Source organism: Meinhardsimonia xiamenensis (genome assembly GCF_900102905.1).
Taxonomy (GTDB): Bacteria; Pseudomonadota; Alphaproteobacteria; order Rhodobacterales; family Rhodobacteraceae; genus Meinhardsimonia; species Meinhardsimonia xiamenensis.
Genome location: NZ_FNFV01000002.1, coordinates 89,036 through 114,845, shown reverse-complemented (window position 1 = coordinate 114,845; position 25,810 = coordinate 89,036). Strand labels below are relative to the sequence as shown.

Sequence of the window (25,810 nt, the reverse complement as noted above, 5' to 3'; positions counted from 1 at the left end):
AGCCGGCCGCCATCACGTCGCGGCCAGCAAGCGGCGCGCGTGCCGGAAGGCCGCCGCCAGTTCGCGCAAGGCTTCGGCGCCGGGGTGCTCCCCCTTCGCCGCCACCCGCGCCTCGGCGAGCATCGGGAAGGTGACAAGCGACACCTCCCACAGCTCGACTTCCGACAAGCGCCGCCGGCCCTTGTCGTCCCGCGTGGCCCGGCGCGTCCGATAGCCGATCGACAGCCCGTCGATCGCACCCGCCGCCACCAGTGCGGCCGCCTCGCGGCCACGCGCCACATCCGTCAGGATCCGGCCCTTCACATAGAGCCCGCGCTCATCCTCACGCACCTCGTCCCACACCCCGATGGGCTGGGCCGGATCATGCTGCCAGAGCATCTTCACCCGCCGCCCCGCCGCGGCCAGCTCCTTCAGCGAGCGGGCATAGGCGCCGGGCTCGACCACATCGCCGCCCTGATCCACACGGCCGAACAGCGAGGCATACCCGGCAATCACCGTCCCGTCGGTCACCGAGATCTCCTCGCCCAACCGGCAGAACTTGCGCTCCGGCGCTCCCTGAGCCTCAATCGTCATCGCCCGTCTCCTCCTGATTGAGCGGCGGCAGCCCCAGCATCGCCCGCTTCTCTGCATCGGTCAGGAAGCTGGCCTCAGCCACCCGCCGCCACTCCAGATCGCGCTCCGCGCCCAGCGCCGGCACCCGGTCAATGTCCGGGGCAAGGGTGAGCCGCTCGCCCGCGAACTCGCCCAGCCAGGCCCCGAGCGCGGCCGCCACGCGGGAGGCCAGCGGCAGCACCGTCAGCCGGTAGAAGGCGCGGTTGGCTTCCTGATAGTTGGCGTAGGTCGCATCGCCGGGGATTCCGAGCAGCATCGGCGGCACCCCGAAGGCCAGCGCGATCTCCCGCGCCGCCGCCTCCTTGGTCTTCTGAAACTCCATGTCCGAGGGCGAAAAGCCCATCGGCTTCCAGTCGAGCCCGCCTTCCAAGAGCATCGGCCGCCCGGCATTGCGCGCGCCCTGATGATGCGCCTCGAGCTCGGCCTGCAGCCGCTCGTACTGATCGGGCGAGAGCAACCCCTGCCCGTCCGCGCCGCGGTAGACGATCGCCCCCGAAGGCCGCGCGGCATTGTCGAGAAGCGCCTTCGACCAGCGCGAGGCGGCATTGTGCACGTCAACCGCCGCCGCCGCCGCCTGCAGGGGCGAGAGCCCGTAATGGTCGTCCTGGGGGTGGAAGTGCTTCAGATGACAGATCGGCGAGGGCCCGAACTCCGGCACCGCAAAGCGATGCTTCCGCCCGCCGACGCCGTAGTCATAGGCCGCGGGCCAGCCATCGGGCCCCGGCACGATGCTGATGCGGTCGGACCGCAGAACATGCAGCTCCGCCGGCAGCGCCGCCTCGCCCGCCACCGCTTCCACATAGGCGTTGCCGCTCAGCATCAGCTGGGCATAGAGCGCCTCGAAAAGCTCCGCCCGCCCCTGCGCTGCATTGGGCCGCCCGACAAGCTCCAGCACCGGATGCTGCTGATACCGCCGCTCCGCGTCGCTCAGCACGAGCGGCAGCGCCGCCGCCGCCTCGGCGATCAGCTTCACGCAGCGAAACCCCACCGGATTGCCCGCAAAGCCGTTGCGGATGAGGCTTGCGGTATCCCGCGGCCCCCAGACGCTACGCCCCGAGCTTGCCCAGGCCACCAGCCGCCCCGTGGCCGAGGCCTTCACCTCCGGCACCGCCTCGCGGGACCGCCTTAATATCTCGAACACCATGTCGTCTCCCTTTCACCTCCGGCACGCCACGCAGGGGTGGCAGCGACTGAAAGGCCCGCCCGGCCGTCAGGCCGGGCAGCGCCCGACCCGCCCCCGTCGCACCAAAGGTGCGCCCTCGCCGCAACGGGGCGGGCGCTTCACGCCCACCCCGCCGGGTCGGTCGCTGCCCTCGTCTCGACAGGATCGCTGCGTCAGGCTCAGCCCAGGCTCCGCACCCGCGGCCGTCGCCAGGCCGCGGCCGGCGCGATGACCAGCTCATGCAGGGCCCACACCAGCGCATCCAGCCGGTCGGGCGAGCCCGCCCCCCGATAACCCTGCGCCGTCATCCGGCACATCTGATCCTCGAGCACCTCGAGACCGGGCATGTGCACGACCCGCCCCCGCTCGTAGAGTGCGGCCACCGGCTCGGCGCGCGCGGCCTTTCCCCGCGCCGCCCGCACCGCGCGGAAGGGCACCAGGGGGTCGACCTGCCGCACCACGCTCTCCACCAGATCGCCGCCCTGATTGACCTCGGCCACCAGCCGCTCGGCGCCGTGCCGCTCCATCGCCGCAATCGCCGCTTCCGCCCAGCCCTTGGGCGAGGCGGCGCGAACGCTCGCGTCCTCGATCACCACCGCGCGCCAGTCCTGCGGCGGTCCCTCGGCGATGACACCGGCCACCACGATGCCGCATTCGTCCGAACCCGCGTGCCCCGTCACCGGCGGATCGACGGCCACAACCACCCGGCTGATCCCCTCAGGCAAAGCCTTCACCCGCAGCCCCTCGAGCGCAGCACCCGTCCACATCGCGCCCTCGACCTCGTCGAGAAGCTCGCCGTCAAGCTCCTGCCGGCCAAGCCGCGTGCCCGCATAGCGCGCCCGAACCTCGGCAAGGAACGATTCCGCCAGATAGGCCCGGTTCGCCTCCGTCGGCGCCCGCGTGACCACCGTCGAAGGGTTGGCCAGAAGCGCCTTCAGCACGCCCACATTGCGCGGCGTCGTCGTCACCACCTGCCGGGGATGCTCCCCGAGCCTGAGCGCGAACTGGAGCATGTCCCAGGCCTCCTGCGCGTGCTTCCACTTCGCCAGCTCATCGGCCCAGGCGGCATCGAACTGCGGCCCCCTCAGCGCCTCGGGCTCATGGGCCGAAAACACCTGCGCCACCGCCCCATTCGGCCACACGAGCCGCCGGCGCCCCGCCTCCCACTGCGGGCGACGGTCAGGGGGCGAACAGGCGAGAATCCCGCTGTCGCCGAACACCATCACCTCCCGCGCCTGGTCGAAGGTCTCACCGATCAGCGCCACCCGCTTCGAGCGCCCCGCCGCCAGCGGCGTTGCCCCCTCCACCTCCGCGCGCACCCACTCGGCCCCGGCGCGCGTCTTGCCCGCGCCGCGCCCGCCCATGATGACCCAGCTCTTCCAATCGCCCTCGGGCGGCAGCTGATGCGGCAAGGCCCAGAACTCGAAGAGATAGGGTAGCGCCAGAAGCGCCCCCTCCGAGAGCTCACCCAGAAACCTCTCCACCACCTCCGGCGGCTCTGAGGCGAGCCAGGCGGCGCCGGATCTCGTCTCGCGCCGCATCGAAGTCGAGCGCATGTCCGCCAACGACACCGTTTGCGGTCTTGAGTTTGTCTTCAAGCCTCTGCCTCTCTTCCATCGCCATGCGGATGGTGGCGCGATACTCGGCCACCGTTCGCTTCGCGTCTCCCGGTGCGGGAACTTCTCCCGCCTCGATCTGCCGCACGAGCTCGGCCATGAGCTCGGTGACGGCCACAAACTGCTCCATCGCCACCGAGACCATGCGCTCGGCGACCCCGTCCTTCCCGAAGGGGGTGATCAATGCCATGCCGTTGTGTTCTGCCCTCATGCCTGCCCGCACGAGAGAAGCGAAAAGGCGGCTCCGGGGTCACCCCCGGGCCGCCTTGCCCACTTCTTCCAGCTTGCCCAAAGTAGTACTCTGGACCGTCCCGAAAGTCAAGAAGTTTATTGTTATCAGTGTGTTAACGCACCGCGCGCTGCCCTTTCGGCGTCATTCGCCATTCCGCTGACGCTCTATCTCCCGGTAGCGCGCCACATTGCGGTTGTGCTCCGCAAGCGTCTTGGCAAAGGCATGCCCCCCCGTGCCATCGGCCACGAAATAGAGAAAATCCGTCTCCTCGGGATTCAGCACCGCCTCGATCGAGGCCAGCCCCGGATTGGCAATCGGCGTCGGCGGCAGCCCGTCGATGACATAGGTGTTGTAGGGCGTCTCGCGCCTGAGCTCGCTCTGCCTGATCCCGCGCCCCAGAACGCCCTGCCCCCTGGTGAGCCCATAAATCACGGTCGGGTCGGTCTGCAGCCGCATCCCCTTCTTCAGCCGGTTGATGAACACCGAGGCCACGATCCGCCGCTCCTCGGGCACGCCCGTCTCCTTCTCGACGATCGAGGCGAGAATGAGCGCCTCCTCCGGCGTCTCGAAGGGAAGATCCTCGGCCCGGTTGGCCCACGCCGTCTGCAACCGCTCTTCCTGCCGCCGCTGCATCTCGGCAATCACCTCCGCCCGGCTCATGCCGCGCACAAGCTCGTAGCTGTCGGGCGCGAGCGATCCCTCATCGGGAATGCCGTTGATCTCGCCGGTGAGCACATCGACGAGCTTGAGCCCCTCGACCACCTGCCAGCTCGTCACCCCCTCTGCAACAGTCAGCCGAAAGCGCGTATCCGCCGGCTCGAGCATCTGCAGGTAAACCTCCGGCGGCTCCTCGCTCACCGGGTCGAAGGACGCCCGCTCCACAAAGCGGTTCTCCACCGGGTCGAGCTCGCGCACCTGCACCTGAAAGCGCGTCACGCCAATGCGCCAGACGATTTCCGTGCCACAGGTCGACTGCCCCCCGCGGGTGACGATATCCACGATCTCGGCCATCGAGGCACCAGGCGGAATGCGAAAACTCCCCGCCTTCAGCGCCTGCGCCTTGCCCGCATACTGCGCCCCCACCCGGAAGATCGTCGGATAGGTGACAGCACCCTGGCCCGCCAGCTGCTCGCTCACCCGCGCCATGTTGGAGCCGGGCGCCACCCGAAGGCAGATCGCCTCGGCCAAGGGTCCGGGCTTGCTGTACTGATGCTGCGCCCAGGCGATGAAGCCGCCGAGCGCCACCAGTACAACGATCATCAGCGTCAGGGCATTCGAGGCGATGTGACGCCACATCAGCCGTCAACCCTCCCCAGCACCAGCGAGGCATTGGTGCCGCCAAAGCCGAAGCTGTTGGAAAGCGCCACCCTGATTTCCCGTTTGCGCGGCGCATTCGGGGCAAGGTCGAGCGGCGTCTCCACCGCCGGATTGTCGAGATTGATGGTCGGCGGCGCCACCTGATCGCGGATCGCAAGCACGCAGAAGATCGCCTCCACCGCCCCCGCCGCGCCCAGCAGATGTCCGATCGAGGACTTGGTCGAGGACATCGTCACCTTCGGTGCCGCCTCACCCAGGAGCCGCTCCACCGCGCCAAGCTCGATGGTGTCGGCCATGGTCGAGGTGCCATGCGCGTTGATGTAGTCCACCGCCGAAGGCTCGAGTCCGGCCCGCTCGAGCGCCGCCTTCATCGAGCGATACCCGCCCTCGCCATCCTCGCTCGGCGCGGTGATGTGATAGGCGTCGCCCGTGAGCCCGTAGCCCAGCACCTCGGCATAGATCTTCGCGCCGCGCGCCCGCGCGTGCTCGTATTCCTCGAGCACGACCACGCCCGCGCCCTCGCCCATCACGAAACCATCGCGGTCTGCGTCATAGGGCCGGCTCGCCCGCTTCGGTTCATCTCCCCACTTGGTGGAAAGCGCCTTGCAGGCATTGAACCCCGCAATCCCGATCTCCGAGATCGGCGCCTCGCTGCCTCCCGCCAGCATCACGTCGGCATCACCCCACTGGATGAGCCGCGCCGCGTCGCCGATGGCATGCGCGCCGGTCGAGCAGGCCGTCACCACGGCATGGTTGGGCCCCTTGAAGCCGTAGCGGATCGAGATGTTGCCGCTTGCCAGATTGATCAGCGAGCCGGGAATGAAGAAGGGCGAAACCCGCCGCGGCCCCTTCTCCTTGATGAGCATCGCCGTCTCGGCGATGGTCGACAACCCGCCGATGCCGGAGCCCACCATCACCCCCGTGCGCAGCCGGCTCTCCTCGTCCTCGGGCTTCCAGTTCGCATCGCGCACTGCCTGCTCGGCTGCCGCCATGGCATAGAGAATGAAGGTATCGACCTTGCGCTGCTCGCGCTTGTCGAGCCAATCATCAGGGTTGAACGTGCCGTCGGAGCCATCGCCGCGCGGAATCTCGCAGGCGTAGGTCGTCGCCAGATGGCTGGCGTCGAAGCTCTTGATCGTGTCAGCCCCGGATTCACCGGCCAGCAGCCGCGACCAGGTTTCCTCCACCCCGCACGCCAGCGGCGTGACCATCCCCAGCCCCGTGACAACAACTCGGCGCATCGTCTCACCCTCGCTTCTCGGTCACGCCCTGATACACGCGCCACTTGCAATGCCGCAAGGCCGGTGCCTGACAGGGCGGCCGCACATGCACAGGAAGGGCGCTCCCGCCCCCCGTCAAGAAAAAGGCGCCCCGCAGGGCGCCCCCAACTTCGTCTGGCACCCGCCTCTCAGGAGGTTGCCTCGGTAATGAACTTCACAGCATCGCCGAAGGTCTGGATGGTCTCGGCCGCGTCATCGGGGATCTCGATGCCGAACTCCTCCTCGAAGGCCATGACCAGTTCCACCGTGTCCAGACTGTCCGCGCCCAGATCGTCGATGAAGGAGGCCGAATCGACAACCTTGTCCTCTTCCACGCCAAGGTGTTCGACAACGATCTTGCGGACGCGATCTGCGATGTCGCTCATTTCAGTTCCTCATTCCTGTTCGGGTTCTGCCCCGCGATCCTCACTGCCCCGGTTTGCCGGAGCGCTCCCTGTCCCGTCAACCACACGGAACATGCCCGGTGCGACATCGCGCCCCGGCAAGCTGCGCCGCCTATAGCACATCGTTCAGGCGACGCAAACGCTTTCGCCGTGGCGCGACAGCCGCTCAGATCATCGCCATGCCGCCGTTGACATGCAGCGTCGCGCCGGTGACATAGCCCGCCTCTTCCGAAGCGAGATACACCGCCGCCGCGCCAATCTCGTCCGGCCGGCCCATGCGCCCTGCCGGGATCTGCGCCAGTATGCGCGCCTTCTGCTCGTCGGTCAGCTTGTCGGTCATGGCCGTCTCGATGAAGCCCGGCGCGATGCAGTTCACGGTGATGCCGCGGCTCGCCACCTCATAGGCCAGCGACTTCGACATGCCCACAAGCCCGGCCTTGGCCGCGGCATAGTTGCCCTGACCGGGGTTGCCGGTGGCTCCCACCACCGAGGTGACGTTGATGATCCGCCCCCAGCGCGCCTTCATCATGCCACGCAGAACCCCGCGCGAAAGCCGCATCGCCGCGGTCAGGTTCACGTCAAGAACCGCCTGCCACTCCTCGTCCGACATGCGCATGAACAGGTTGTCGCGCGTGATGCCCGCGTTGTTGACGAGAATATCCACCGAACCCATCGCCTCGGTGGCCCGTTTTGGAAGTTCCTTCACCGCATCGGGGTCAGAGAGGTTGCAGGGAAGAACATGGGCCCCCTCGCCCAGCTCGGCGGCAAGCTCCTCGAGCGGCTCGATCCGCGTGCCCGAAAGCCCCACCTTGGCTCCCCGCGAGAAGAGCGCGCGCGCAATCGAGGCGCCGATGCCTCCCGACGCGCCAGTGACGAGCGCGGATTTCCCGGTAAGATCGAACATGGGGCAATACTCCTTGGCGACGATCCCGATTGGCGCGCGTGCTAGCCCAGCGCGCGCGCTGCGGCAAGCGCCCAGTCACCCGCGCGCCGCCCACTGCCGGCGCAACGCCACCACGCCCGCGAGCGCGATGGCGGCAAACCCGGCACCGGCGCCGAAGCTGAACGCAGGCCCCGCGAACTGCCAGAGCGCCCCGGCAATGGCGCTGGCCAGAAGCATCGCGACGCCCGTGACGAGGTGAAAGACACCATAGGCCGTGCCCCTCAGCTCGGCGGGCGCGGAATCGGCCACGAGCGCTGAAAGGATGCCCTCGCTCAAGCCCATGTGCAGCCCCCAGAGAATCACGCCGGCCCCGATGCCGATGGCCCCACCCCCGGCAAGCGCAATCTGCGCGGCGGCCAGCAGCACGAGCGCGGGAACGAGCACGAGCGTCCTGTCCACCCGGTCAGAAACCGCCCCTGCCGGGTAGGCGCTGAGAAAATAGGCCAAATTCAACGCCACGAAGACGAGCGGCAACAGCGTGAAGGACAGGCCCGCTCCCTCCGCCCGGAGAACGAGAAATGCCTCCGAGAACCGCGCCAGGGTGAAGGCCACCGCCACGGCCACGACCTGCCGGTAGCGCCGGCCGAGCCGGCCGAGCCCGGCTCGCGAGAGCGGCGCGCGCACGGGCTTGCCGGCCCTCGGCGGCTCCCGCACGGCGAAGAGGATGAGCGCCACGGCCAGTACCGCAGGCACCGCCGAGGTCCAGAAGACGGCACGGAAGTTGTCCGCGAACACCCACATCAGCCCGACCGCCAGAAGCGGCCCGAGGAACGCCCCGGCCGTATCGAGCGACTGCCGCAGACCAATGGCCGCGCCCCGGATGTCCTCGGGCGCGAGATCGGCCAGAAGCGCATCGCGCGGGGCGCCGCGAATTCCCTTTCCTACCCTGTCGGCAAAGCGGGCCGCCGCCACCCATCCCGCCGAGGGTGCCATCGCAAACACCGGCTTTGTCACCGCTGCAAGGGCATACCCCAGCAGAACCAGAGGCTTGCGCCGGCCCAGCCGGTCGCTCAGCGCGCCCGAAAACAGCTTGGTGATGGCGGCAGTGGCCTGCGCCACACCCTCGATGAGCCCCACCGTCAACGCCGAGGCACCGAGCCCCACCATCAGCCACACCGGCAGCAGCGCATGGATCATCTCCGAGGAGACATCCATCAGGAGCGACACGAGCCCCAGCGCCCAGACGCCGGCGGGCATCCGCCGCAACCCGCGCCCCAGACGCCCCACGACGCCCTCAGCCCTGGGTGAGGCTTGCAGCTGCCGCCTTCACCTCGTCGACGGTCCCCACCGTCCGGGTGGTGATCGAACGGTCGATCCGCCGAACCATGCCCGAAAGCGCCTTGCCGGCGCCGATCTCCCAGGTCTCGGTCACGCCGTGCGCGGCCATCCACATCACCGATTCGCGCCAGCGCACCATTCCCGTGACCTGCTCCACGAGCAGGGCACGGATGAGGGTCGGGTCATCCACCGGCGCCGCCCGCACATTGGCGATCACCGGCACTTTCGGGGGCGCGATATCCACCTTGCTCAGAGCTTCGGCCATTACCTCGGCCGCAGGCGCCATGAGCGAGCAATGGAACGGTGCCGAGACGGGCAGCACCACGGCCCGCTTCGCCCCGGCGGCCTTGGCCAGTTCCACCGCTTTCTCCACCGCCTCACGGTGCCCCGAGACAACCACCTGTGCCGGGTCGTTGTCGTTGGCTACCTCGCAGACATGGTGCCTGTCCGAGGCCTCGCTGGCCACCTTGCGTACCGCCTCGAGGTCCAGCCCCAGAATCGCCGCCATGGCGCCGACGCCCACCGGCACCGCCTCCTGCATCGCCCGGCCGCGGATGCGCAGGAGCCGCGCCGCGTCCGCCACCGTCAGCGCACCGGCCGCGGCAAGGGCGGAGTATTCGCCCAGCGAATGACCGGCCACATAGGCCGCCGCCTCGATGGTCACGCCCTCCTCGGCCAGCGCCGCCATGACCGCCATGGAGGTTGCCATGAGCGCCGGCTGGGCGTTCTCGGTCAGGGTCAGCGTTTCCTGATCGCCTTCCCAGATCAGCGCCGAAAGCTTCTCGCCCAGCGCCTCATCCACCTCGTCGAACACCGCCCGCGCGGCCGGATAGGCCTCGGCGATGTCGCGCCCCATGCCAACGGTCTGGGCCCCCTGGCCCGGAAACAGGAAGGCTCGGCTCATGGCAGTCTCCTTCGCGGCTCGTGTGGCGCCCTCCGATAGCCAATGCGCGCCGTCACTGCAATCTCCCGGCACGCCGCGCCACGGCCAGACGACGGGTCAGCCCGCGCTCGGCCGGCCTCCGAGTCGCAGCTCGTGCGGGCCAAGCAGCGGAAATGCCATCGACCGCCGCGACGCCGGCGATGGGACTGCCGCTGCAACACGCGCCTCGGGCGGCAGGAAGTCGCGCGCGATGCGCCGGTGCAGCCCCCGCAAGACGTCCTCCTCGCCAACCGCCAGAACCTGCCAGCCGGCTCGGTCGCCCTCTCCGGCCTTCAGACACAGCCGCATCATCCCGTTGCGCCGGCGCTGAAGCACAAGCTCCGAAACCGGGCCGAAGGTGCGGTCGAGCAGGACGCGGGAGCCGACTGCGCATAGCCGACAGACCCTGATGCGGCGCGTCAGCGTGTCAACCTCGACACGCAGCGTGCCGCGCATGGTTAAAAGAAGCCCGGCAAGCGCCCCCACGAGTCCGGCGTGCAGGCCGACCAGCCCGGCCCGGCTCCAGCCCGCCTCCGGCAGTGCAAGCTGCACCGCGCCCCACCCGAGCGCCGCCAGCCCCGCGGCAGCCGCCCCCGTGGCCCAGGCGGCACGAACATCGTGCCGCGTCACCGGCACGATCGTGAGCGGCTGTTCGATGACATAGCCCCTCGTCATCTCACGCACCGCGATGCGCGAGCTGACGCCCAGGCCCCGTCCCAGCCGTTTTCCCACATGCAGGCGCGGAATCCGGCGCGCCGGGGGCGGCGCGGGAATCATCCACGGGCTGTCTTCGGTTTCGATCAACATCGGCAATCCGTCGCGGTTCAAGATGCGCTTGAGAAACCCCGTCAGCCTGCCCTGCGATGCTGGCCCGGCCGCGGCGCCTTTCGGTCAGGCTGTCGGAAATTCCGCGGCGTAAATCGGGCCGCTGCCTCGTCGGTCACTCGCGAGCTGCCCATGCAAGCCGTGTACGGGCCGCGCCGCCTTGCATCGCGGGCCGAGAGATGTATAAGGCCCCATCCTTCCGCAACTTCATCGATCGGCGCAGCCTCTCGAGGGCGGGACGCGGAAGGTCGAGCCCCCGCCCGGCGAAGCGCGCCCGAAGAGAGACGGAGATCGCATGCCGCTTTACGAGCATGTCTTCATCGCGCGCCCGGATCTGTCCGGCGCGCAGGCCGAGGGCCTGATCGAACATTTCGGCTCCATCCTGCAGGAAAACGGCGGCAAGGTCGTCGGCAGCGAGTACTGGGGCCTGAAGACGATGGCCTACAAGATCAACAAGAACCGCAAGGGCCACTACGCCTTCATGCGCACCGACGCTCCGGCGCCGGCGGTGCAGGAGATGGAGCGGCTGATGCGGCTGCACGAGGATGTCATGCGCGTGCTCACCGTGAAGGTGGACAAGCACGACGAGGGCCCCTCGATCCAGATGCAGAAGCGCGACGAGCGCGACCGGCGCCGCTGAGAGAGAAGGAGACAGGAACATGGCCGCAAGACCGTTCTTCCGCCGGCGCAAGGTCTGCCCCTTCTCGGGCGAGAATGCGCCGAAGATCGACTACAAGGACACCAAGCTGCTGCAGCGCTACATTTCCGAGCGTGGCAAGATCGTGCCCTCGCGCATCACCGCGGTATCCGCCAAGAAGCAGCGTGAGCTTGCGCGCGCCATCAAGCGCGCCCGCTACCTCGCGCTCCTTCCCTATGTGATCAAGTAAGGGAGGCCCGCGACATGGACGTGATCCTTCTCGAACGCGTGGCCAAGCTGGGCCAGATGGGCGATGTCGTCTCCGTCAAGGACGGCTACGCGCGCAACTATCTTCTGCCCCAGAAGAAGGCGCTGCGCGCAACGCCCGAAAACCTCAAGGTCTTCGAGGCGCAGAAGGCGCAGCTCGAGGCGCGCAACCTCGAAACCCGCAAGGAGGCCGAGGCGCTGGCCGAACGGCTCGACGGGCAGCAGTTCGTCATTCTCCGCTCGGCTTCCGATTCGGGGGCGCTTTATGGCTCGGTGACCACGCGCGACGCCGCCCAGGCCGCGACCGAGGCCGGCTTCTCGATCGACCGCCGCCAGGTGGTGCTCAACCGCCCGATCAAGGAGCTGGGCCTGCACGAGGTGACGGTGAACCTGCACCCGGAGGTGTCGGTGACCATCACCCTCAACGTCGCCCGCACGCCCGATGAGGCCGAGCTTCAGGCCGCAGGAAAGACGGTGGCCGAACTGGCGGCCGAAGAGGCCCGCGAGGCCGAATTCGAGATCGCCGAACTCTTCGAGGATGTCGGTGCCGCGCAGGAGGCCGAGTCGCTTCTCGTCGAGACGGTCGAGGGCGAATCGCCCGACACCGGCGAGCAGCCCGACGTCGAGCAGCGCTGAGCGCTGCCGCCCCCATCGGAACCACTGCAAGAAGAACGGGCCGCCCGCGCAAGCGGGTGGCCCTTTCGCTTTCCGGCAGGCGCCTGTTGCGGCGCGGCGCCGGTTACTCGACGCGCCCCCAGCGGTGACGAAGGAAGGCTGCGCCAAGCTCCCGGCGCACGGCCTCGGGCTGCTCGGCCACGGCGCGAAGAAGCGCGTCAAGCTCCGCGTGAAGCCCGTGCATCCGGTCAACCAGATCCATCACCAGTCCCAGTGCATCCTCATTGAGGTCGAAGACCTCGCCAAGATGGCAGGCGAGCTCGAGGCGGGCACGATCCACCGCGCGATAGGCAGGTGCCGCATCGTCGGTGATCATCGGCCGAACCACCTCGCTCGCCTCCAGCCGGCGCAGCCGCGCCACCGTCAATCCCGGAATGGCGGCGACCAGCTCCTCGATGCTGTAGACCCGGCTCATGGCTTCATCCCCTTCCGCGGATCATAGGCGTGTTTCTCGCGCCACGTCTTCATGAACGCCTCGAGCTCGTCGTCGATCTGCGGCGGCATCACGATCTTCAGTTCGACGAGCTGATCGCCGGGCTTGCCGCCCTTCTCTGGCTTGATGCCGCGGCCCTTCATCCGCAGCACCCGGCCGGAGGAGGCGCCCTTCGGGATCGACAACTTCACCATGCCGTCGATGGTCGGCACCGGCACCTTGCCGCCCAGCACTGCCTCATCGATGGTGATCGGCAGCACCACGCGAATGTCGCTGCCCTCGCGCTTGAAGACGGGATGCGGCGCCACCTCGATGGTGATCAGCGCATCCCCCGGCGGCCCTTCGCCGATGCCCGGCTCGCCCTTGCCGCGCAGCCGGATCGTCTGCCCGTCGCGGATGCCGGCCGGGATCTTCACCTCGAGCGACTTGCCGTCAGGCATCAGCAGCTTCTTGGTCGCCCCCTTGGCCGCATCGAGGAAGGACACCTGCAGCCGGTAACGCACGTCCGCCCCGCGGGCATGCACCTCACGCGTCGAGAACCCCCAGCGCGAGGCGCCGCGGTCGCCGCGGCCACGCAGGATCTCGGCGAATATGTCGGAGATGTCCTCGAAACCCTCGAATCCGGCCCCGCCGGCACCCGCATGCGCATACGGATTGCCCTGGGCACCGGCATACTGCTTGTAGTAGTGATATTCGGGTCTCTCCTGGCCCATGGCGTCGATCTCGCCACGGTCGTAGCGCGCACGCTTCTCGGGGTCCTTCAGAAGTTCATAGGCCACCGAGGCCGCCTTGAACCGCTCGGCCGCCTCCGGGTCATCCGGGTGCAGGTCCGGATGGCTCGTCTTCACGATCTTGCGGTAGGCCTTCCTGATCTCCTCGTCCGTCGCGTTCTTCGACACGCCGAGGGCCGCATATGGATCAAGACTCACGTCTGCCCCCTGATCTTGTATTCGGTTTCTCGCGCCGCGATGGTTTCTGCGCTGCAGAATCCCGCGGCAGGTCGATCAACATATTGTCATGTCTAGGTGAATTTTCGAGGGGGCCGGACAAAGAAAAACGGGCCGCCCCATCGGGACGGCCCGCGGATTCGCCGACTGGCCCTGTGGCTCAGTCCTCGAGAGCTTCGACGGCCTTCTCCAGTTCGTCCTTCGAGACCTCGCGCTCCTCGACCTTGGCGAGCTCGAGGATGAAATCCACCACCTTGTCCTCGAACAGCGGCGCGCGGATCTGCTGCTGAACCTGCGGGTTCTGCTGCACGAACTCGAAGAAGGCGCGCTCCTGCCCGGGATACTGTCGGGCCTGATTGAGCACGGCCTGCGTCATTTCCTGGTCGGTGACCTCGATCTTGTTCTTTCGGCCAAGCTCGGCCAGCAGCAGCCCCAGCTTCACCCGCCGGCGGGCGAGCTTCTCGTGCTCCTCGGTGGGCTCGACCTCGGGGTGGTCGTGGCCCTGCACCTCGGGGTGCTCCTCGTGCCACAGCTGATGGGCGATCTGCTTGGCTTCGGTCTCCACAAGCGTCGGCGGCAGCTCGAAATCGACCATCTCGTCGAGCTTGTCGAGAAGCCGGCGCTTGAGCACCGCGCGCGCGGCGTTGGCGTATTCCGCGGCGAGCTGGTCGCGGATGCGCGTCTTCAGCTCCTCGAGGTTCTCCGCCCCGTAACGCTTGGCAAGCTCGTCATCGATCTTCGCCGGCACCGGCCTTTTCACCGCCTTCACGGTGCATTCGAAGACGGCTTCCTTGCCGGCGAGATGCTCCGCGCCGTAATCCTCGGGGAAGGTGACCTTCACGTCCACCTTGTCACCCGCCTTGGCGCCGATCAGCTGCTCCTCGAAACCCGGAATGAAGCTCTCCGAGCCCAGCACCAGCGGATAGTCCTCCGCCGAGCCACCCTCGAACGCCTCGCCATCGACCTTGCCCACGAAGTCGATCACCACCTGATCGCCCTTCTCGGCGGGCTCGCCTTCGGGCTTGTCCTCGAACTCCTGCGCGTTCTCGGCCAGACGCTTGAGCGTGTCCTCCACCTCCTCATCGGAAGGCTTCACCACCATCCGCTCGATCTCGATCCTGGAGAACTCGACCTCGGGGATTTCGGGCAGCGCCTCGTAGGTCATGGAGACCTCGATGTCGTCGCCCTCCTTCCAGTCCTCGTTGGTAAGCTTCACCTCGGGCTGGAACGCGGGACGGTCGCCCGTCTCCTCGAAGTGCTTGGCCATGGCGCTGTCCACGGCCTCCTGCATCGCCTCGCCCATAAGGCGCGGCCCGAACTGCTTGCGCAGAAGCGCCATGGGAACCTTGCCCTTGCGGAAGCCCTTCATCTCGATCTGGGGCCGCGCCTCCTCGAGCTTGGCGACAACCTTGGCCTCCAGTTCCTCGGCGGTAACCTTGATCTGGTAGCCGCGCTTGAGGCCTTCCTTCAGGGTCTCGGTGACCTGCATATTCCGTCCTTTTCACATCCTCTGGGTATCGCGGGTCTGGTGCGGGTGGAGGGACTTGAACCCCCACGCCTTGCGGCGCCAGAACCTAAATCTGGTGCGTCTGCCAGTTCCGCCACACCCGCATCTCATGGGTCAGCACCCCCGGGCAGCACAAGCGCGGCCCGGAAAACCGGCGCCCTTCTAGCAAAGCCCTCTGAGGGATGCGAGAGGAAAAACCGCGTCCCCGCGGACGGCTCAGCCCCCGTCGCGCTGGTGCAAAGAGAAAACGCCTGATGGCCATATTTCTGCCGCAACTGCGGGAAAGACATCGGAAAGCCGCAGAAGGAGGTGCCGGGATGTACATTGACCGAGAGATGCCCGTCGTCACGCCCGTGAGCCCGAGTTGGAGCGAAGGCGAGATCAAGGCCGTCGCGCCGGGGACACGGGTTCTGACGCTCCAAGGGCCGAAGCCCGTCGAGACACTCGCCCCCGGCGAGCACATCGTCACCCGCGCAGGGGCCCGCAGGCTGCGCGCTCTCGCCGCAGGCGATGGGGGTTTTCACCTCGTCTTCACCTAAACCGGCCAGGTCCGGGCCGCGTCTCACTGAGGCCCGATCAGAGACCGAGCGCGGAGAAAACCTCCGGCAGGCGGTCGGGCAGATCCTCGGCAATCATCCCCGCCCCTGCCCGCCGCGCCGCTTCCACATGCAGCCAGGCTGCCAGCGACGCCGCCCGCTCCGGGGCAAGCCCGCGCGCCAGAAGCCCGGCAATGAGACCGGCCAGCACATCGCCCGCGCCCGCCGTCGCCAGCCACGGCGCGGCGCGCGCATAGGCCGCGGCATGGACCCAGGCCCGCCCATCGGGCGCGGCGATGACGGTATCGGGCCCCTTGAGCAGCACCACCGCGCCGCTCTCGCGCGCCGCCGCGCGCGCGGCGTCGAGCCGGGAGAAGGCCGGCCCCGCCTCCGGCTCCGCCCGCAGCCGCGCGCCCAACCCGGGAAACAGCCGCGCGAACTCTCCTTCATGCGGGGTAAGCACGCAGCGCCCGTGCACGCGCGCCCGCAGCCGCGGCTCACGCGCGAGAATCGTCAGCGCATCGGCATCGAGCACCGTCGCCCGGCCCGCATCGAGCGCGGCCGCCACAAGCGCCCCCTCCCGCGGCCCGAGCCCGAGCCCCGGGCCAAGGCAGAGCGCGTCGATGCGCGGGTCTTCCAGCAGCGCGGCAAGCGCCTCTCCGTCAGCCACCGGCCGCAACATCACCGCCTCGAGCCGCGCGGCATTCTCGATCATCGCCGCCGGCGGGCAGCCGAGCGTCACCAGCCCCGCGCCGACGCGCAGCGCCGCCCGCGCCGCCATGCGCGCCGCCCCGCCACGGCCCACCCCGCCTGAAAGCACCAGCGCATGGCCGTGGTGGTATTTGTGCCCGCCGGTCTTGGCGAGCTCTCGCACCGGCGCCGTCAGCTCGACAAGCTGCACGCACTCCCCCGCCCCCGCCGCCCAGGCACCGATGCCGATGTCGGCGACTTCGAGCCACCCGGCATGCGCCGGCCCCTCGGCGAGGTAATGCCCGAGCTTCGGCGCATGAAAGCTCACCGTGAGGTCGCAGTGCATCGCCGCCCCCAGCACCCGGCCGCTGTCGGCGCAAATCCCCGAGGGGATGTCGACGGCCACCACCCGCCCATCGCGCCCCCCCTCGCCACGCCAGGCCGCGACAGCGCGAATCGCTTCGGCCACCGACCCGGTCAGGGGGCGCGCGAGCCCGGTTCCGAAGAGCGCATCGATGACCACCGCCGGAGATTCTTCAAGCCCCGCCCCGAGCTCGGCCAGAGGCCGCACCGCCCCGCCCATCTCGCGCCAGCGCGCATGGTTGGCCTGCGCGTCGCCCTTCAGCCGTTCGGGCTCACCAAGGGCGAAAACCTCAACCTCCCAGCCCCACTCTCGCAGAAGCCGCGCCACAACATAGCCGTCGCCGCCGTTGTTGCCCGGCCCCGCGAGAACCAGCCCGCGGCGCGGCGCCACGGCAAGCTCGGGCCAGCGCGCGAAGGCCGTCCCGACCACCCCGCGCCCGGCCCGCTCCATCAGCTCAAGCCCGGTGACCGCGCCGCTCGCCATCGCCGCGACTTCCACCGCGCGCATCTGCGCTGCCGTCAGCAATTCGCCCATTCCTGCGGCTCCCTGCAGCCTGTCCGTTCACAATTCGTCCTTTTTCCGGGCATCCTGCACATTTTTTGTGCACTCATCCCGGAATCCTCGCCGCGCGCCGCGCTGCGACAGCCTAGCGAATTGTCGGCACCGGCGTGAAGTGGTCTGACCTGCTCCGACAGACTGAAAGTGGCCAGGGAGCGGGCGCATGAAGAAGGTCGAGGCGATCATCAAGCCGTTCAAGCTCGACGAGGTGAAGGAAGCCCTGCAGGAAATCGGCGTGCAGGGCCTCAGCGTCATCGAGGTGAAGGGCTTCGGCCGCCAGAAGGGCCATACCGAGCTCTACCGGGGCGCCGAGTATGTGGTGGACTTCCTGCCGAAGGTGAAGATCGAGGTGGTCATGCCGGACGATCTCGTCGACACCGCCATCGAGGCCATCATCGCGGCGGCCCGCACCGACAAGATCGGCGACGGAAAGATCTTCGTCTCGCCAGTCGAGCAGGCGGTGCGCATCCGCACCGGCGAGACCGGCGAGGACGCGCTCTGAAGAAGGCGTCCGTCGCCACCGCGGCCAGACAGACTGAAAACCCCGGCGCCCCGCGCCGACGATCTCTCGAAAGGGAAGGAAAGGTCACGCAAATGAGCAATGCTGACGTTCTCAAGACAATCAAGGACGAGGAGGTCGAATACGTCGACCTGCGCTTCACCGACCCGCGCGGCAAGCTGCAGCACGTCACCGTGCTGGCCGATCAGGTCGACGAGGACTTCTTCGAGGAAGGCTTCATGTTCGACGGCTCCTCCATCGCCGGCTGGAAGTCGATCGACCAGTCGGACATGAAGCTGATGCCCGACGCGGAGTCGGCCTATCTCGACCCGTTCTTCGCCGAGAAGACCATGTGCGTGCACTGCTCGGTGGTCGAGCCCGACACCGGCGAGCGCTATGAGCGCGACCCGCGCGGCACCGCTCAGAAGGCCGAGGCCTATCTCAAGTCCTCCGGCATCGGCGATGTGGCCTATTTCGGCCCGGAGGCGGAATTCTTCCTGTTCGATGACGTCCGCTTCGCCGTCACCATGAACAAGGTGTCCTACCAGGTCGATGCAATCGATGCCGCCTGGAACACCGACACCGAATACGAGATGGGCAACATGGGCCACCGCCCCGGCGTCAAGGGCGGCTACTTCCCGGTGCCGCCGGTCGATGACGGGCAGGACATCCGCTCCGAGATGCTCTCGACGATGAAGCGGATGGGCATGAAGGTGGACAAGCACCACCACGAGGTGGCTTCCTGCCAGCACGAGCTCGGGCTCATCTTCGACAGCCTGACCCGCCAAGCGGACGAGCTTCAGAAATACAAGTACGTCATCCACAACGTCGCCCAGGCCTACGGCAAGACGGCAACCTTCATGCCCAAGCCGATCGCGGGCGACAACGGCACCGGCATGCATGTGAACATGTCGATCTGGAAGGACGGCAAGCCGCTCTTCGCCGGCGACAAGTATGCCGATCTGAGCCAGGAAGCGCTGTGGTTCATTGGCGGCATCCTCAAGCACGCCAAGACTCTCAACGCCTTCACCAACCCCTCGACCAACTCCTACAAGCGCCTGATCCCCGGCTTCGAGGCGCCGGTGCTGCGCGCCTACTCGGCCCGCAACCGCTCGGGCTGCGTGCGCATTCCGTGGACGGAGAACCCCAAGGCCAAGCGCGTCGAGGCGCGGTTCCCCGATCCTTCCGCCAACCCCTACCTGTGCTTCTCCGCACTTCTGATGGCCGGCCTCGACGGCATCCGCAACAAGATCGATCCGGGCCCGGCGATGGACAAGGATCTCTACGACCTGCCGCCCGAGGAGCTCGAGGGCATCCCGACCGTCTGCGCGTCCCTGCGCGAAGCGATCGACAGCCTTGCTGCCGATCACGACTTCCTGCTTGCGGGCGACGTGTTCACCAAGGATCAGATCGAGGGCTACATGGAGCTCAAGTGGGAAGAGATCTACGCCTTCGAGCACACGCCGCACCCGATCGAGTTCAAGATGTACTACAGCTGCTGAGGCATCGGCGTCGACATCGCCTGCGGGGGCGCCCATCGTGGCGCCCCTCTTTTTTTGCCGATGGTCCGTCAGCGGCGCCTTTCCGGTCGCAAGTGCCCTGAAATCGGTCGCTTCTGCGCCCCCACGACGTCCTCCCCCGGAACATACGGTTGCAAGAGCCCGCCAGTTTTGTTTGGATTGGCGGGCGAGAGCAAGGGAAGCGGGCCTGCGCCCGACGGCCTGAGAAGGGGGGTACATTGGCGGCAGAGGCAAGCGACGACGCATTCGTCGTCTTCGAGCGCGTGCAAAAAAGCTACGACGGCGAGACGCTCGTCGTGAAGGATCTCAACCTGTCGATCGGCAAGGGCGAGTTCCTCACGATGCTTGGGCCGTCGGGTTCGGGCAAGACCACCTGCCTGATGATGCTGGCCGGTTTCGAGACCGCCACGCACGGCGACATCCGGCTCGGCGGCGTTTCCATCAACAACATCCCGCCCCACAAGCGCGGCATCGGCATGGTGTTCCAGAACTACGCGCTGTTCCCGCACATGACGGTGGCGGAAAACCTTTCCTTCCCGCTCGAGGTGCGCGGGATGGACAAGGCGACGCGCGAGGAAAAGGTCAAGCGCGCGCTCGACATGGTGCAGATGGGCGAGTTCGGCGGGCGCCGGCCCGCACAGCTTTCGGGCGGCCAGCAGCAGCGCATCGCGCTTGCGCGCGCGCTCGTCTTCGAGCCCGAGCTCGTGCTGATGGACGAGCCACTGGGCGCGCTCGACAAGCAGCTGCGCGAGCACATGCAGTTCGAGATCAAGCACCTGCACGAGCGGCTCGGCATCACCGTGGTCTATGTCACCCACGACCAGACCGAGGCGCTGACGATGTCCGACCGGGTGGCGGTGTTCAACGATGGCGTCATCCAGCAGCTCGACCCGCCCGACGTGCTCTACGAAGAGCCGCAGAACAGTTTCGTCGCCCAGTTCATCGGCGAGAACAACACGCTCGAGGGCACCATCGAGGCCATCGAGAACGGCATTGCCCGCGTGCGGCTCGACCATGGCGAGCTGATTGATGCGGTGCCGGTGAACGTCAACAAGGTCGGCGAGCGCACCCGCGTTTCCATCCGCCCCGAGCGGGTGGAATACAATCCCGAGCGCATGCCGCCCGATGCGCACACGGTCAGGGCGGAGGTGCTTGAGTTCATCTACATGGGCGACATCTACCGCACCCGGCTCAACGTCGCCGGCAACGAGAACTTCATCATCAAGACACGCAATGCCCCCGATCAGCGCCGGCTGAAGCCCGGCGAGGTGATCGAGGTCGGCTGGCGCCCGCAGGATTGCCGGGCGCTGGACGCGTGACCGCATCCGCGGCCGCGCGCCATCACGAAACCCGAGAGTCTGACAAGGAGAGGAAGACCATGAAACGCAAGATACTTCTGGCCACCGCCGCTGCGACGGCCATCGGCGGGGCGGCGTTCGCCGCCAGCCACGGCATGATGTCGAACAAACTGGTGCTGGTCAGCTGGGGCGGCGCCTACCAGAACAGCCAGGTCAAGGCCTATGCCGAGCCCTACAAGGCGATGCACCCGAAGGTGGAGATCATCTGGGATGAAAGCTCCGCCGAGGCTGTGGCCAAGCTGCGCGCCATGAACGAGGCCGGAAACATCACCTGGGACGTGGTCGACGTGGTCGCCTCCGACGCCATCCGCCTTTGCGACGAGGGCCTGGCGATGGAGATCGACCATGACAAGATGCTCGCCCCGGCGCCTGACGGCACGCCTGCCTCGGAGGACTTCGGCGAGCTGATCGTCTCGGAATGCTTCATCCCGCAGATCGTCTACTCCACCACCTTCGGCTACCGCACCGACGTTGCCGAATGGGGCGGCAAGGAGCCCGATGACGTCTGCGACGTCTTCGATCTCGAGACCTTCCCCGGCAAGCGCAGCCTCGAGAAGCGCCCGATCAACAACCTCGAGTGGGCGCTCTATTGCGACGGCGTGGCCAAGGAAGACATCTACGACGTCCTCGAGACCGAGGAAGGCCAGGCGCGCGCCTTCGCCAAGCTCGACACCATCAAGGATCAGGTGATCTGGTGGTCGGCCGGCGCCGACACGCCGCAGCTTCTGGCCGATGGCGAGGTTGTGATCGGCTCCACCTACAACGGCCGCCTGTTTGACCTCATCGTCAACCAGAAGCAGCCGGTGAAGATGCTGTGGGACATGCAGGTGTTCGACCTCGACGGCTGGATCATCCCGAACGGCCTGCCCGAGGATCGTCTCGCCCGCGCGCTCGACTTCGTCTATTTCGCCACCGACACCCAGCGGCTGGCGGATCAGGCCAAGTACATCTCCTACGGCCCGGCGCGGAAGTCCTCGGCACCGCTCGTGCCCGACCACATGAAGCCGCACATGCCGACCGACCCGGAGAACGCCAAGAACACGCTGCTCTACAACTACGAGTGGTGGGCGGACTACCGCGACGATCTGGACGCCAAGTTCCAGGCCTGGCTGGCGAAGTGATCGCCTGACGCAAAACCGGGGCAGGCAGCACTGCCTGCCCCACCCCAAGGGGAGCGCACCCATGCCCAAGGGCTACATCATCGCCCATATCACCGTGAAGAACCCCGAGGCCTACCGCGAGTACGTGGAGCGCGACACGCCCATTCTCGAAGGACTCGGCGGACGCTTCATCGTGCGCGGCGGGCGCTCCGAAACGGTTGAGGGCGAATGCCTCGACCGTCACGTCATCATCGAATTTCCCGACTACGAGACCGCGCTCCGGGCCTATCACGACCCGGCCTATCAGGAGGTCGCGCAGATCCGCAAGGACAACGCCGAGAGCGTGATCGTCGTCGTTGAAGGCACCTGAGATGAAGGTTCCAGCCACAGACCCCAACACCATGGACGCGCCGACGCCGGATGACGCGCTGCATCTGGTCAAGGGTGAAGGCCCGATCGTCGCCGCCGACGGGCGGCCGCTGAAGGCCAGCCTGCGCCGGGCACTCAGGCGCGAGAAGCTCAGGGCGCTGGGGCTGGTGGCGCCTCTCCTGATCTTCGTTCTGGTCAGCTTCATCGCCCCGATCGCGGACATGCTGTTCCGCTCGGTGGAAAACCAGATCGTCGCCGACACGCTGCCGCGCACCGTCGCAGCACTCGAGGACTGGGACTATTCCAGCGGCGAGGCACCGGGCGAGGATGTATTTGCCGCCTTCTACGTCGATCTCTCCGAGGCGGTGGCGCTCAAGACCCACACCCGCCTCGGCACCCGCCTCAATTACGAGATGACGGGAATGTCCTCGCTGTTCCGCAAGACCGGCCGCCGGGTCGGGCGCTTCGACACCGACATCTACGCCGACCAGTTCGCCGCGCTGGACCCGGCCTGGAAGGACGGCGCGGCCTGGATGGAGATGATGAGCGCACCGGGCATCGAGAGCGTCCTGCCCGAGACCGCTTCCGCCTGGCAAAGCTGGCTCAGGATTCTCGAGAACGAGGGCGACGACCCGGCGGAGGAGACGCCAGCCGATTTCGTCTTCACCATGCTCTACCGCGATCTGGCGCGCGGGGCCGACGTTTCGGCCTACAACGGCCCCGGCGCGGACCGCCTCGCCGCCGCTGCCGCGGCCGTGGGCGGTTTCGAGACCGTCTCGATCAAGGAGCAGTTCCTCAAGGCTGACAAGGACTGGGGCGACCCCGAAGTCTGGGGCGTGATCCAGACCTTCTCGCCGCCCTACACGCCGGGCTATTTCCTCGCCGCGGTTGACCTCAAGCTCACACCCCACGGCATCGAGAAGCAGCCCGAGGAGCAGCAGATCTACGTGATGCTGTTCAACCGCACGCTGTTCATGAGCCTCGTGATCACCGGGGCGTGCATCCTCTTGGGCTATCCGGTGGCGTATCTGCTGTCGAGCCTGCCGCTGCGCACCTCGAACATCCTGATGATCCTGGTGCTCCTGCCCTTCTGGACCTCGCTTCTGGTGCGCACCTCGGCCTGGAAGGTGCTCCTCCAGCAGCAGGGGGTGATCAACGACATCCTCGTCTGGCTGGGGTTGGTGGATGATGCCAACCGCCTCATCCTCATCAACAACCAGACCGGCACGATCATCGCCATGACGCACATCCTGCTGCCGTTCATGATCCTGCCGCTCTATTCGGTGATGAAGACGATCCCGCCCTCCTACATGCGGGCGGCGAAGAGCCTTGGCGCCACCAACTGGACGGCCTTCTGGCGGGTCTATTTCCCGCAGTCGGTGCCGGGGATCGGTGCGGGCTCGATCCTCGTCTTCATCCTTGCCATCGGCTACTACATCACGCCGGAGCTCGTGGGCGGCACCTCGGGCACCTTCATCTCCAACCGGATCGCCTATCACATCTCCAGCTCGCTCAACTGGGGGCTGGCCGCCGCGCTCGGCACGATCCTTCTGGGCGTGGTGCTGATCCTCTACTGGCTCTACGACCGCATCGTGGGCATCGACAACGTGAGCCTCGGGTGACCCCATGACAACCATCGTGACCCCGCGCGGAACCTCCCCCAGCCTCACCGGCTTCACCATCCCGCTCACGGCGGCACTTGGCGGCTTCTTCGGCCTGCTCGCCGGCTCGGCCAATGACATGGTGCTGGCAGGGCTCGTCGCCGGAGCCGCCATTGGCGCGGCGACCGCCTGGGTGCTCGCGCGCTTCCTGCCCGACCGCAGGCGCGGGAAATGGGCGACGGCGGCGGTCTATGCGCTCGGAGGCCTTCTGAGCGGCGGCACCACCGGCCTTGTCGCCGGCGGCGTGATCGGGCTGGTGATGGGGTGGTTCGCGCTGTGGCTCCACTCGGGGCGCTACCGGGCGGGCGTGCCGGTTTACGCCACGCCCCTGCAGGTGCTCTGGCACAACAGCTATCTCTTCATCTGCGGGCTGATCTTCTTCTTCCTGATCGCCCCGATCATCGTGGTGATCCCCTTGAGCTTCAACGCCGAGGAGTTCTTCACCTTCACGCCGAAGATGCTCGCGCTCGACCCCGAAGGCTACTCGCTCAGGCACTACCGCGACTTCTTCACCAACCCCGACTGGCAGCAGGCGCTGCGCAACTCGGTGCGGATCGCGCCGGCGGCGACGCTGCTTTCCGTCTCGCTGGGCACGCTCGCCGCGATAGGGCTGTCGCGCCCGCATGTGCCCTTCCGCCGCGCGATCATGGCGATCCTCATCAGCCCGATGATCGTGCCGCTGATCATCTCGGCCGCCGGCATGTACTTCTTCTACTCGCGCATCGGGCTGCAGGGCACCTACGCGGGCGTCGTGCTGGCCCATGCCGCGCTGGGCATCCCCTTCGTCATCATCACCGTCACGGCAACGCTGGTGGGGTTTGACGAATCGCTCACCCGCGCCTCGGCGAGCATGGGCGCGGGGCCGGTGCGCACCTTCTTCCGCGTGCAGATGCCGCTCATCCTGCCCGGCGTGATCTCGGGCGCGCTGTTTGCCTTCATCACCTCATTCGACGAGGTCGTGGTGGTGCTCTTCGTGGGCTCCGCGGGGCAGAAGACGCTGCCCTGGCAGATGTTCACCGGGCTGAGGGAGCAGATCTCGCCGACGATTCTCGCGGTGGCCACGATCCTTGTGACGCTGTCGATCCTGCTTCTGACAACGGTGGAGCTACTGCGCCGGCGTTCCGAGCGGCTGAGGGGGATGTCGCCGGGCTAAGCCTCAGGGCAGGACGGCCAGCCACAGCCAGATGGTGAGAAGCGAGGCGGCGGTGCCTGCAAGAACCGAGGTGGCGGCGACGCGCCGGGCGACTCCGTAGATGTTGGCAAAGAGATAGGCGTTGACGCCGGGAGGCGTGGCCGCGGTGATGACGGCCGCGCGCATCTGCTCCTTCGCAAGGCCGAGTTCATGGCCGATGAGCCAGGCGAGCGCGGGGGTGAGCAGAAGCGAAACCGCGCAGACGAAGGCGATAGTGAGCGCATCGCCCTCGGGCCGGTAGGCATACAGAACACCACCGAGCCCGAAGAGCGCCGCGGGAAGCGCCGCGCGGGCCATCAGCTCCAGCCCCTCGACGACCGCACCCGGCAGCGCCAGACCGGTGACGTTTGCGACAAAGCCGAGGGCAATTCCGAGCATGAGCGCGTTCCGGGCCAGCGACCTGGCCACCGTGCGCAGCGCCGCGACGAGACCGTTGCCTCTTGCCCGGACCAGTTCGATCGCGGTGATGCCGATGCCGTAGCAGACCGGCGCGTTCAGCGCGACGATGGCATAGTTCGACGCAAGTGTCGGGGCGCCGTAGGCGCGCTCGGCGATGGGCAGGCCCAGCAGAACCGAGTTGGAGAACAGGCAGCAGAACCCGATGGCCACGCTGTCTTCCCACGGGCGCCCGAAGAGGCTGCGCGCACCGCAAAGGCCGACGAGAAAGGCCGCCACGGCCGAGGCGTAGTAGGAGATGAGGAGCGCGGGTCGGAAGCTTTCCTGCAGATCGAGCCGGGCGATCGCGAGAAACAGCAGGCACGGGATGGCAAAGCCCTGCGCAAAGCGCATCAGCGCCGCGATCTCGCCCTCGCCGATCAGCTTGCGCCAGCGCGCTGCATAGCCAAGGCCGAGCACGAGGAAGACCGGCAGGACGATGTCGATGAGCGCCTGCACGGTGTCACCTCCGCTGCGAGGCTGCGGCTGGCG

27 protein-coding genes and 1 tRNA gene are annotated in these 25,810 nt (G+C 67.5%); 11 read left to right on the top strand and 17 right to left on the bottom strand.

What is annotated here, in order from left to right; translation table 11 throughout:
• Window positions 1-12 precede the first annotated feature (12 nt).
• From BLQ14_RS04415 to BLQ14_RS04365, 11 genes are all read right to left on the bottom strand, one after another.
• The gene (locus BLQ14_RS04415) at window positions 13-573 is read right to left on the bottom strand and encodes an HK97 family phage prohead protease (protein WP_092498662.1); all 561 of its coding nucleotides are present in this window, start codon (window positions 571-573) and stop codon (window positions 13-15) included.
• The gene (locus BLQ14_RS04410) at window positions 563-1,756 is read right to left on the bottom strand and encodes a phage portal protein (RefSeq protein ID WP_092498660.1); all 1,194 of its coding nucleotides are present in this window, start codon (window positions 1,754-1,756) and stop codon (window positions 563-565) included. Before BLQ14_RS04410 ends, BLQ14_RS04415 begins: the two co-directional genes overlap by 11 nt.
• 197 nt (window positions 1,757-1,953) lie before the next feature.
• A complete protein-coding gene (locus BLQ14_RS04405) occupies window positions 1,954-3,315 on the bottom strand; it encodes a DNA-packaging protein (RefSeq protein WP_245656942.1) in 1,362 nt (453 codons plus the stop codon).
• Window positions 3,239-3,580, bottom strand: coding sequence for a hypothetical protein (locus BLQ14_RS04400; protein WP_092498656.1), 342 nt, complete (start codon window positions 3,578-3,580; stop codon window positions 3,239-3,241). Before BLQ14_RS04400 ends, BLQ14_RS04405 begins: the two co-directional genes overlap by 77 nt.
• 183 nt (window positions 3,581-3,763) lie before the next feature.
• Window positions 3,764-4,918 (bottom strand): endolytic transglycosylase MltG, encoded by a 1,155-nt coding sequence (mltG, locus tag BLQ14_RS04395; RefSeq protein ID WP_092498654.1) that lies wholly within the window; start codon window positions 4,916-4,918, stop codon window positions 3,764-3,766.
• Window positions 4,918-6,180: a beta-ketoacyl-ACP synthase II gene (gene fabF, locus BLQ14_RS04390; protein ID WP_092498652.1), complete on the bottom strand. Its 1,263-nt coding sequence runs from the start codon at window positions 6,178-6,180 to the stop codon at window positions 4,918-4,920. Before fabF ends, mltG begins: the two co-directional genes overlap by 1 nt.
• Window positions 6,181-6,347: 167 nt before the next feature.
• A complete protein-coding gene (locus BLQ14_RS04385) occupies window positions 6,348-6,584 on the bottom strand; it encodes an acyl carrier protein (protein WP_092498650.1) in 237 nt (78 codons plus the stop codon).
• A gap of 184 nt (window positions 6,585-6,768) precedes the next feature.
• A complete protein-coding gene (fabG, locus tag BLQ14_RS04380) occupies window positions 6,769-7,506 on the bottom strand; it encodes a 3-oxoacyl-ACP reductase FabG (protein ID WP_092498648.1) in 738 nt (245 codons plus the stop codon).
• Window positions 7,507-7,581: 75 nt separating this feature from the next.
• The gene (locus BLQ14_RS04375) at window positions 7,582-8,742 is read right to left on the bottom strand and encodes an MFS transporter (protein WP_092498646.1); all 1,161 of its coding nucleotides are present in this window, start codon (window positions 8,740-8,742) and stop codon (window positions 7,582-7,584) included.
• A 37-nt stretch (window positions 8,743-8,779) separates the two neighbouring features.
• Window positions 8,780-9,727, bottom strand: coding sequence for an ACP S-malonyltransferase (fabD, locus tag BLQ14_RS04370; protein ID WP_092498644.1), 948 nt, complete (start codon window positions 9,725-9,727; stop codon window positions 8,780-8,782).
• Between the two features lie 96 nt (window positions 9,728-9,823).
• Window positions 9,824-10,552, bottom strand: a complete 729-nt coding sequence (locus BLQ14_RS04365; protein WP_092498642.1) for a hypothetical protein — start codon at window positions 10,550-10,552, stop codon at window positions 9,824-9,826.
• 313 nt (window positions 10,553-10,865) lie between these two features.
• Here BLQ14_RS04365 and rpsF point away from each other — a divergent pair, with 313 nt between their 5' ends.
• From rpsF to rplI, 3 genes are read left to right on the top strand one after another with little or no spacing between them, the layout of a single operon-like run.
• Window positions 10,866-11,210: a 30S ribosomal protein S6 gene (gene rpsF, locus BLQ14_RS04360; RefSeq protein WP_092498640.1), complete on the top strand. Its 345-nt coding sequence runs from the start codon at window positions 10,866-10,868 to the stop codon at window positions 11,208-11,210.
• 19 nt (window positions 11,211-11,229) lie between these two features.
• Complete coding sequence (rpsR, locus tag BLQ14_RS04355) at window positions 11,230-11,457, top strand: 30S ribosomal protein S18 (protein WP_092498638.1); 228 nt, start codon at window positions 11,230-11,232, stop codon at window positions 11,455-11,457.
• 14 nt (window positions 11,458-11,471) lie between these two features.
• Window positions 11,472-12,110, top strand: coding sequence for a 50S ribosomal protein L9 (rplI, locus tag BLQ14_RS04350; protein ID WP_092498636.1), 639 nt, complete (start codon window positions 11,472-11,474; stop codon window positions 12,108-12,110).
• Between the two features lie 103 nt (window positions 12,111-12,213).
• Here rplI and BLQ14_RS04345 read toward each other — a convergent pair whose 3' ends face one another.
• The 4 genes from BLQ14_RS04345 to BLQ14_RS04330 form a co-directional block, all read right to left on the bottom strand.
• Window positions 12,214-12,564 (bottom strand): hypothetical protein, encoded by a 351-nt coding sequence (locus tag BLQ14_RS04345; RefSeq protein WP_092498634.1) that lies wholly within the window; start codon window positions 12,562-12,564, stop codon window positions 12,214-12,216.
• Window positions 12,561-13,511 carry a DnaJ C-terminal domain-containing protein gene (locus BLQ14_RS04340; protein WP_092498632.1) on the bottom strand — a complete coding sequence of 317 codons (951 nt, stop codon included), beginning with the start codon at window positions 13,509-13,511 and terminating at the stop codon, window positions 12,561-12,563. The genes BLQ14_RS04345 and BLQ14_RS04340 overlap by 4 nt, the downstream gene beginning before the upstream one ends.
• A gap of 178 nt (window positions 13,512-13,689) precedes the next feature.
• Window positions 13,690-15,018 (bottom strand): trigger factor, encoded by a 1,329-nt coding sequence (tig, locus tag BLQ14_RS04335; protein ID WP_092498630.1) that lies wholly within the window; start codon window positions 15,016-15,018, stop codon window positions 13,690-13,692.
• Window positions 15,019-15,055: 37 nt separating this feature from the next.
• Window positions 15,056-15,140, bottom strand: a tRNA-Leu gene (locus BLQ14_RS04330).
• Between the two features lie 213 nt (window positions 15,141-15,353).
• Between BLQ14_RS04330 and BLQ14_RS04325 the strand changes: the two genes are divergently transcribed.
• Complete coding sequence (locus BLQ14_RS04325; RefSeq protein WP_092498628.1) at window positions 15,354-15,575, top strand: Hint domain-containing protein; 222 nt, start codon at window positions 15,354-15,356, stop codon at window positions 15,573-15,575.
• A gap of 37 nt (window positions 15,576-15,612) precedes the next feature.
• Here the strand turns inward: BLQ14_RS04325 and BLQ14_RS04320 are convergent, their stop codons facing one another.
• The gene (locus tag BLQ14_RS04320; RefSeq protein ID WP_092498626.1) at window positions 15,613-17,160 is read right to left on the bottom strand and encodes an NAD(P)H-hydrate dehydratase; all 1,548 of its coding nucleotides are present in this window, start codon (window positions 17,158-17,160) and stop codon (window positions 15,613-15,615) included.
• Between the two features lie 187 nt (window positions 17,161-17,347).
• Here BLQ14_RS04320 and BLQ14_RS04315 point away from each other — a divergent pair, with 187 nt between their 5' ends.
• The 7 genes from BLQ14_RS04315 (at window position 17,348) to BLQ14_RS04285 (ending at window position 24,844) form a co-directional block, all read left to right on the top strand.
• Complete coding sequence (locus BLQ14_RS04315; RefSeq protein WP_092498624.1) at window positions 17,348-17,686, top strand: P-II family nitrogen regulator; 339 nt, start codon at window positions 17,348-17,350, stop codon at window positions 17,684-17,686.
• Between the two features lie 92 nt (window positions 17,687-17,778).
• Window positions 17,779-19,185: a type I glutamate--ammonia ligase gene (gene glnA / locus BLQ14_RS04310; RefSeq protein WP_092498622.1), complete on the top strand. Its 1,407-nt coding sequence runs from the start codon at window positions 17,779-17,781 to the stop codon at window positions 19,183-19,185.
• 236 nt (window positions 19,186-19,421) lie between these two features.
• Complete coding sequence (locus tag BLQ14_RS04305) at window positions 19,422-20,522, top strand: ABC transporter ATP-binding protein (protein ID WP_092498620.1); 1,101 nt, start codon at window positions 19,422-19,424, stop codon at window positions 20,520-20,522.
• Between the two features lie 59 nt (window positions 20,523-20,581).
• The gene (locus tag BLQ14_RS04300; protein WP_092498618.1) at window positions 20,582-21,682 is read left to right on the top strand and encodes an extracellular solute-binding protein; all 1,101 of its coding nucleotides are present in this window, start codon (window positions 20,582-20,584) and stop codon (window positions 21,680-21,682) included.
• Between the two features lie 61 nt (window positions 21,683-21,743).
• Window positions 21,744-22,031, top strand: a complete 288-nt coding sequence (locus BLQ14_RS04295; RefSeq protein ID WP_092498616.1) for a DUF1330 domain-containing protein — start codon at window positions 21,744-21,746, stop codon at window positions 22,029-22,031.
• A 1-nt stretch (window position 22,032) separates the two neighbouring features.
• Entirely contained in the window at window positions 22,033-23,652 is a 1,620-nt protein-coding gene (locus BLQ14_RS04290) for an ABC transporter permease (RefSeq protein ID WP_176759527.1), read from the top strand.
• Window positions 23,653-23,656: 4 nt separating this feature from the next.
• A complete protein-coding gene (locus BLQ14_RS04285) occupies window positions 23,657-24,844 on the top strand; it encodes an ABC transporter permease (protein ID WP_092498614.1) in 1,188 nt (395 codons plus the stop codon).
• 3 nt (window positions 24,845-24,847) lie between these two features.
• Here the strand turns inward: BLQ14_RS04285 and BLQ14_RS04280 are convergent, their stop codons facing one another.
• Window positions 24,848-25,777, bottom strand: coding sequence for an AEC family transporter (locus BLQ14_RS04280; RefSeq protein WP_092498612.1), 930 nt, complete (start codon window positions 25,775-25,777; stop codon window positions 24,848-24,850).
• Between the last annotated feature and the right edge of the window lie 33 nt (window positions 25,778-25,810).

Bases quoted from the DNA above. Each gene is read 5' to 3' on its own strand.
- BLQ14_RS04415 (WP_092498662.1), bottom strand. From the start codon at position 573: ATGACGATTGAGGCTCAGGGAGCGCCGGAGCGCAAGTTCTGCCGGTTG.
- BLQ14_RS04410 (WP_092498660.1), bottom strand. From the start codon at position 1,756: ATGGTGTTCGAGATATTAAGGCGGTCCCGCGAGGCGGTGCCGGAGGTG.
- BLQ14_RS04405 (WP_245656942.1), bottom strand. From the start codon at position 3,315: ATGCGGCGCGAGACGAGATCCGGCGCCGCCTGGCTCGCCTCAGAGCCG.
- BLQ14_RS04400 (WP_092498656.1), bottom strand. From the start codon at position 3,580: ATGGCATTGATCACCCCCTTCGGGAAGGACGGGGTCGCCGAGCGCATG.
- mltG (WP_092498654.1), bottom strand. From the start codon at position 4,918: ATGTGGCGTCACATCGCCTCGAATGCCCTGACGCTGATGATCGTTGTA.
- fabF (WP_092498652.1), bottom strand. From the start codon at position 6,180: ATGCGCCGAGTTGTTGTCACGGGGCTGGGGATGGTCACGCCGCTGGCG.
- BLQ14_RS04385 (WP_092498650.1), bottom strand. From the start codon at position 6,584: ATGAGCGACATCGCAGATCGCGTCCGCAAGATCGTTGTCGAACACCTT.
- fabG (WP_092498648.1), bottom strand. From the start codon at position 7,506: ATGTTCGATCTTACCGGGAAATCCGCGCTCGTCACTGGCGCGTCGGGA.
- BLQ14_RS04375 (WP_092498646.1), bottom strand. From the start codon at position 8,742: ATGCCCGCCGGCGTCTGGGCGCTGGGGCTCGTGTCGCTCCTGATGGAT.
- fabD (WP_092498644.1), bottom strand. From the start codon at position 9,727: ATGAGCCGAGCCTTCCTGTTTCCGGGCCAGGGGGCCCAGACCGTTGGC.
- BLQ14_RS04365 (WP_092498642.1), bottom strand. From the start codon at position 10,552: ATGTTGATCGAAACCGAAGACAGCCCGTGGATGATTCCCGCGCCGCCC.
- rpsF (WP_092498640.1), top strand. From the start codon at position 10,866: ATGCCGCTTTACGAGCATGTCTTCATCGCGCGCCCGGATCTGTCCGGC.
- rpsR (WP_092498638.1), top strand. From the start codon at position 11,230: ATGGCCGCAAGACCGTTCTTCCGCCGGCGCAAGGTCTGCCCCTTCTCG.
- rplI (WP_092498636.1), top strand. From the start codon at position 11,472: ATGGACGTGATCCTTCTCGAACGCGTGGCCAAGCTGGGCCAGATGGGC.
- BLQ14_RS04345 (WP_092498634.1), bottom strand. From the start codon at position 12,564: ATGAGCCGGGTCTACAGCATCGAGGAGCTGGTCGCCGCCATTCCGGGA.
- tig (WP_092498630.1), bottom strand. From the start codon at position 15,018: ATGCAGGTCACCGAGACCCTGAAGGAAGGCCTCAAGCGCGGCTACCAG.
- BLQ14_RS04325 (WP_092498628.1), top strand. From the start codon at position 15,354: ATGTACATTGACCGAGAGATGCCCGTCGTCACGCCCGTGAGCCCGAGT.
- BLQ14_RS04320 (WP_092498626.1), bottom strand. From the start codon at position 17,160: ATGGGCGAATTGCTGACGGCAGCGCAGATGCGCGCGGTGGAAGTCGCG.
- BLQ14_RS04315 (WP_092498624.1), top strand. From the start codon at position 17,348: ATGAAGAAGGTCGAGGCGATCATCAAGCCGTTCAAGCTCGACGAGGTG.
- glnA (WP_092498622.1), top strand. From the start codon at position 17,779: ATGAGCAATGCTGACGTTCTCAAGACAATCAAGGACGAGGAGGTCGAA.
- BLQ14_RS04300 (WP_092498618.1), top strand. From the start codon at position 20,582: ATGAAACGCAAGATACTTCTGGCCACCGCCGCTGCGACGGCCATCGGC.
- BLQ14_RS04295 (WP_092498616.1), top strand. From the start codon at position 21,744: ATGCCCAAGGGCTACATCATCGCCCATATCACCGTGAAGAACCCCGAG.
- BLQ14_RS04290 (WP_176759527.1), top strand. From the start codon at position 22,033: ATGAAGGTTCCAGCCACAGACCCCAACACCATGGACGCGCCGACGCCG.
- BLQ14_RS04285 (WP_092498614.1), top strand. From the start codon at position 23,657: ATGACAACCATCGTGACCCCGCGCGGAACCTCCCCCAGCCTCACCGGC.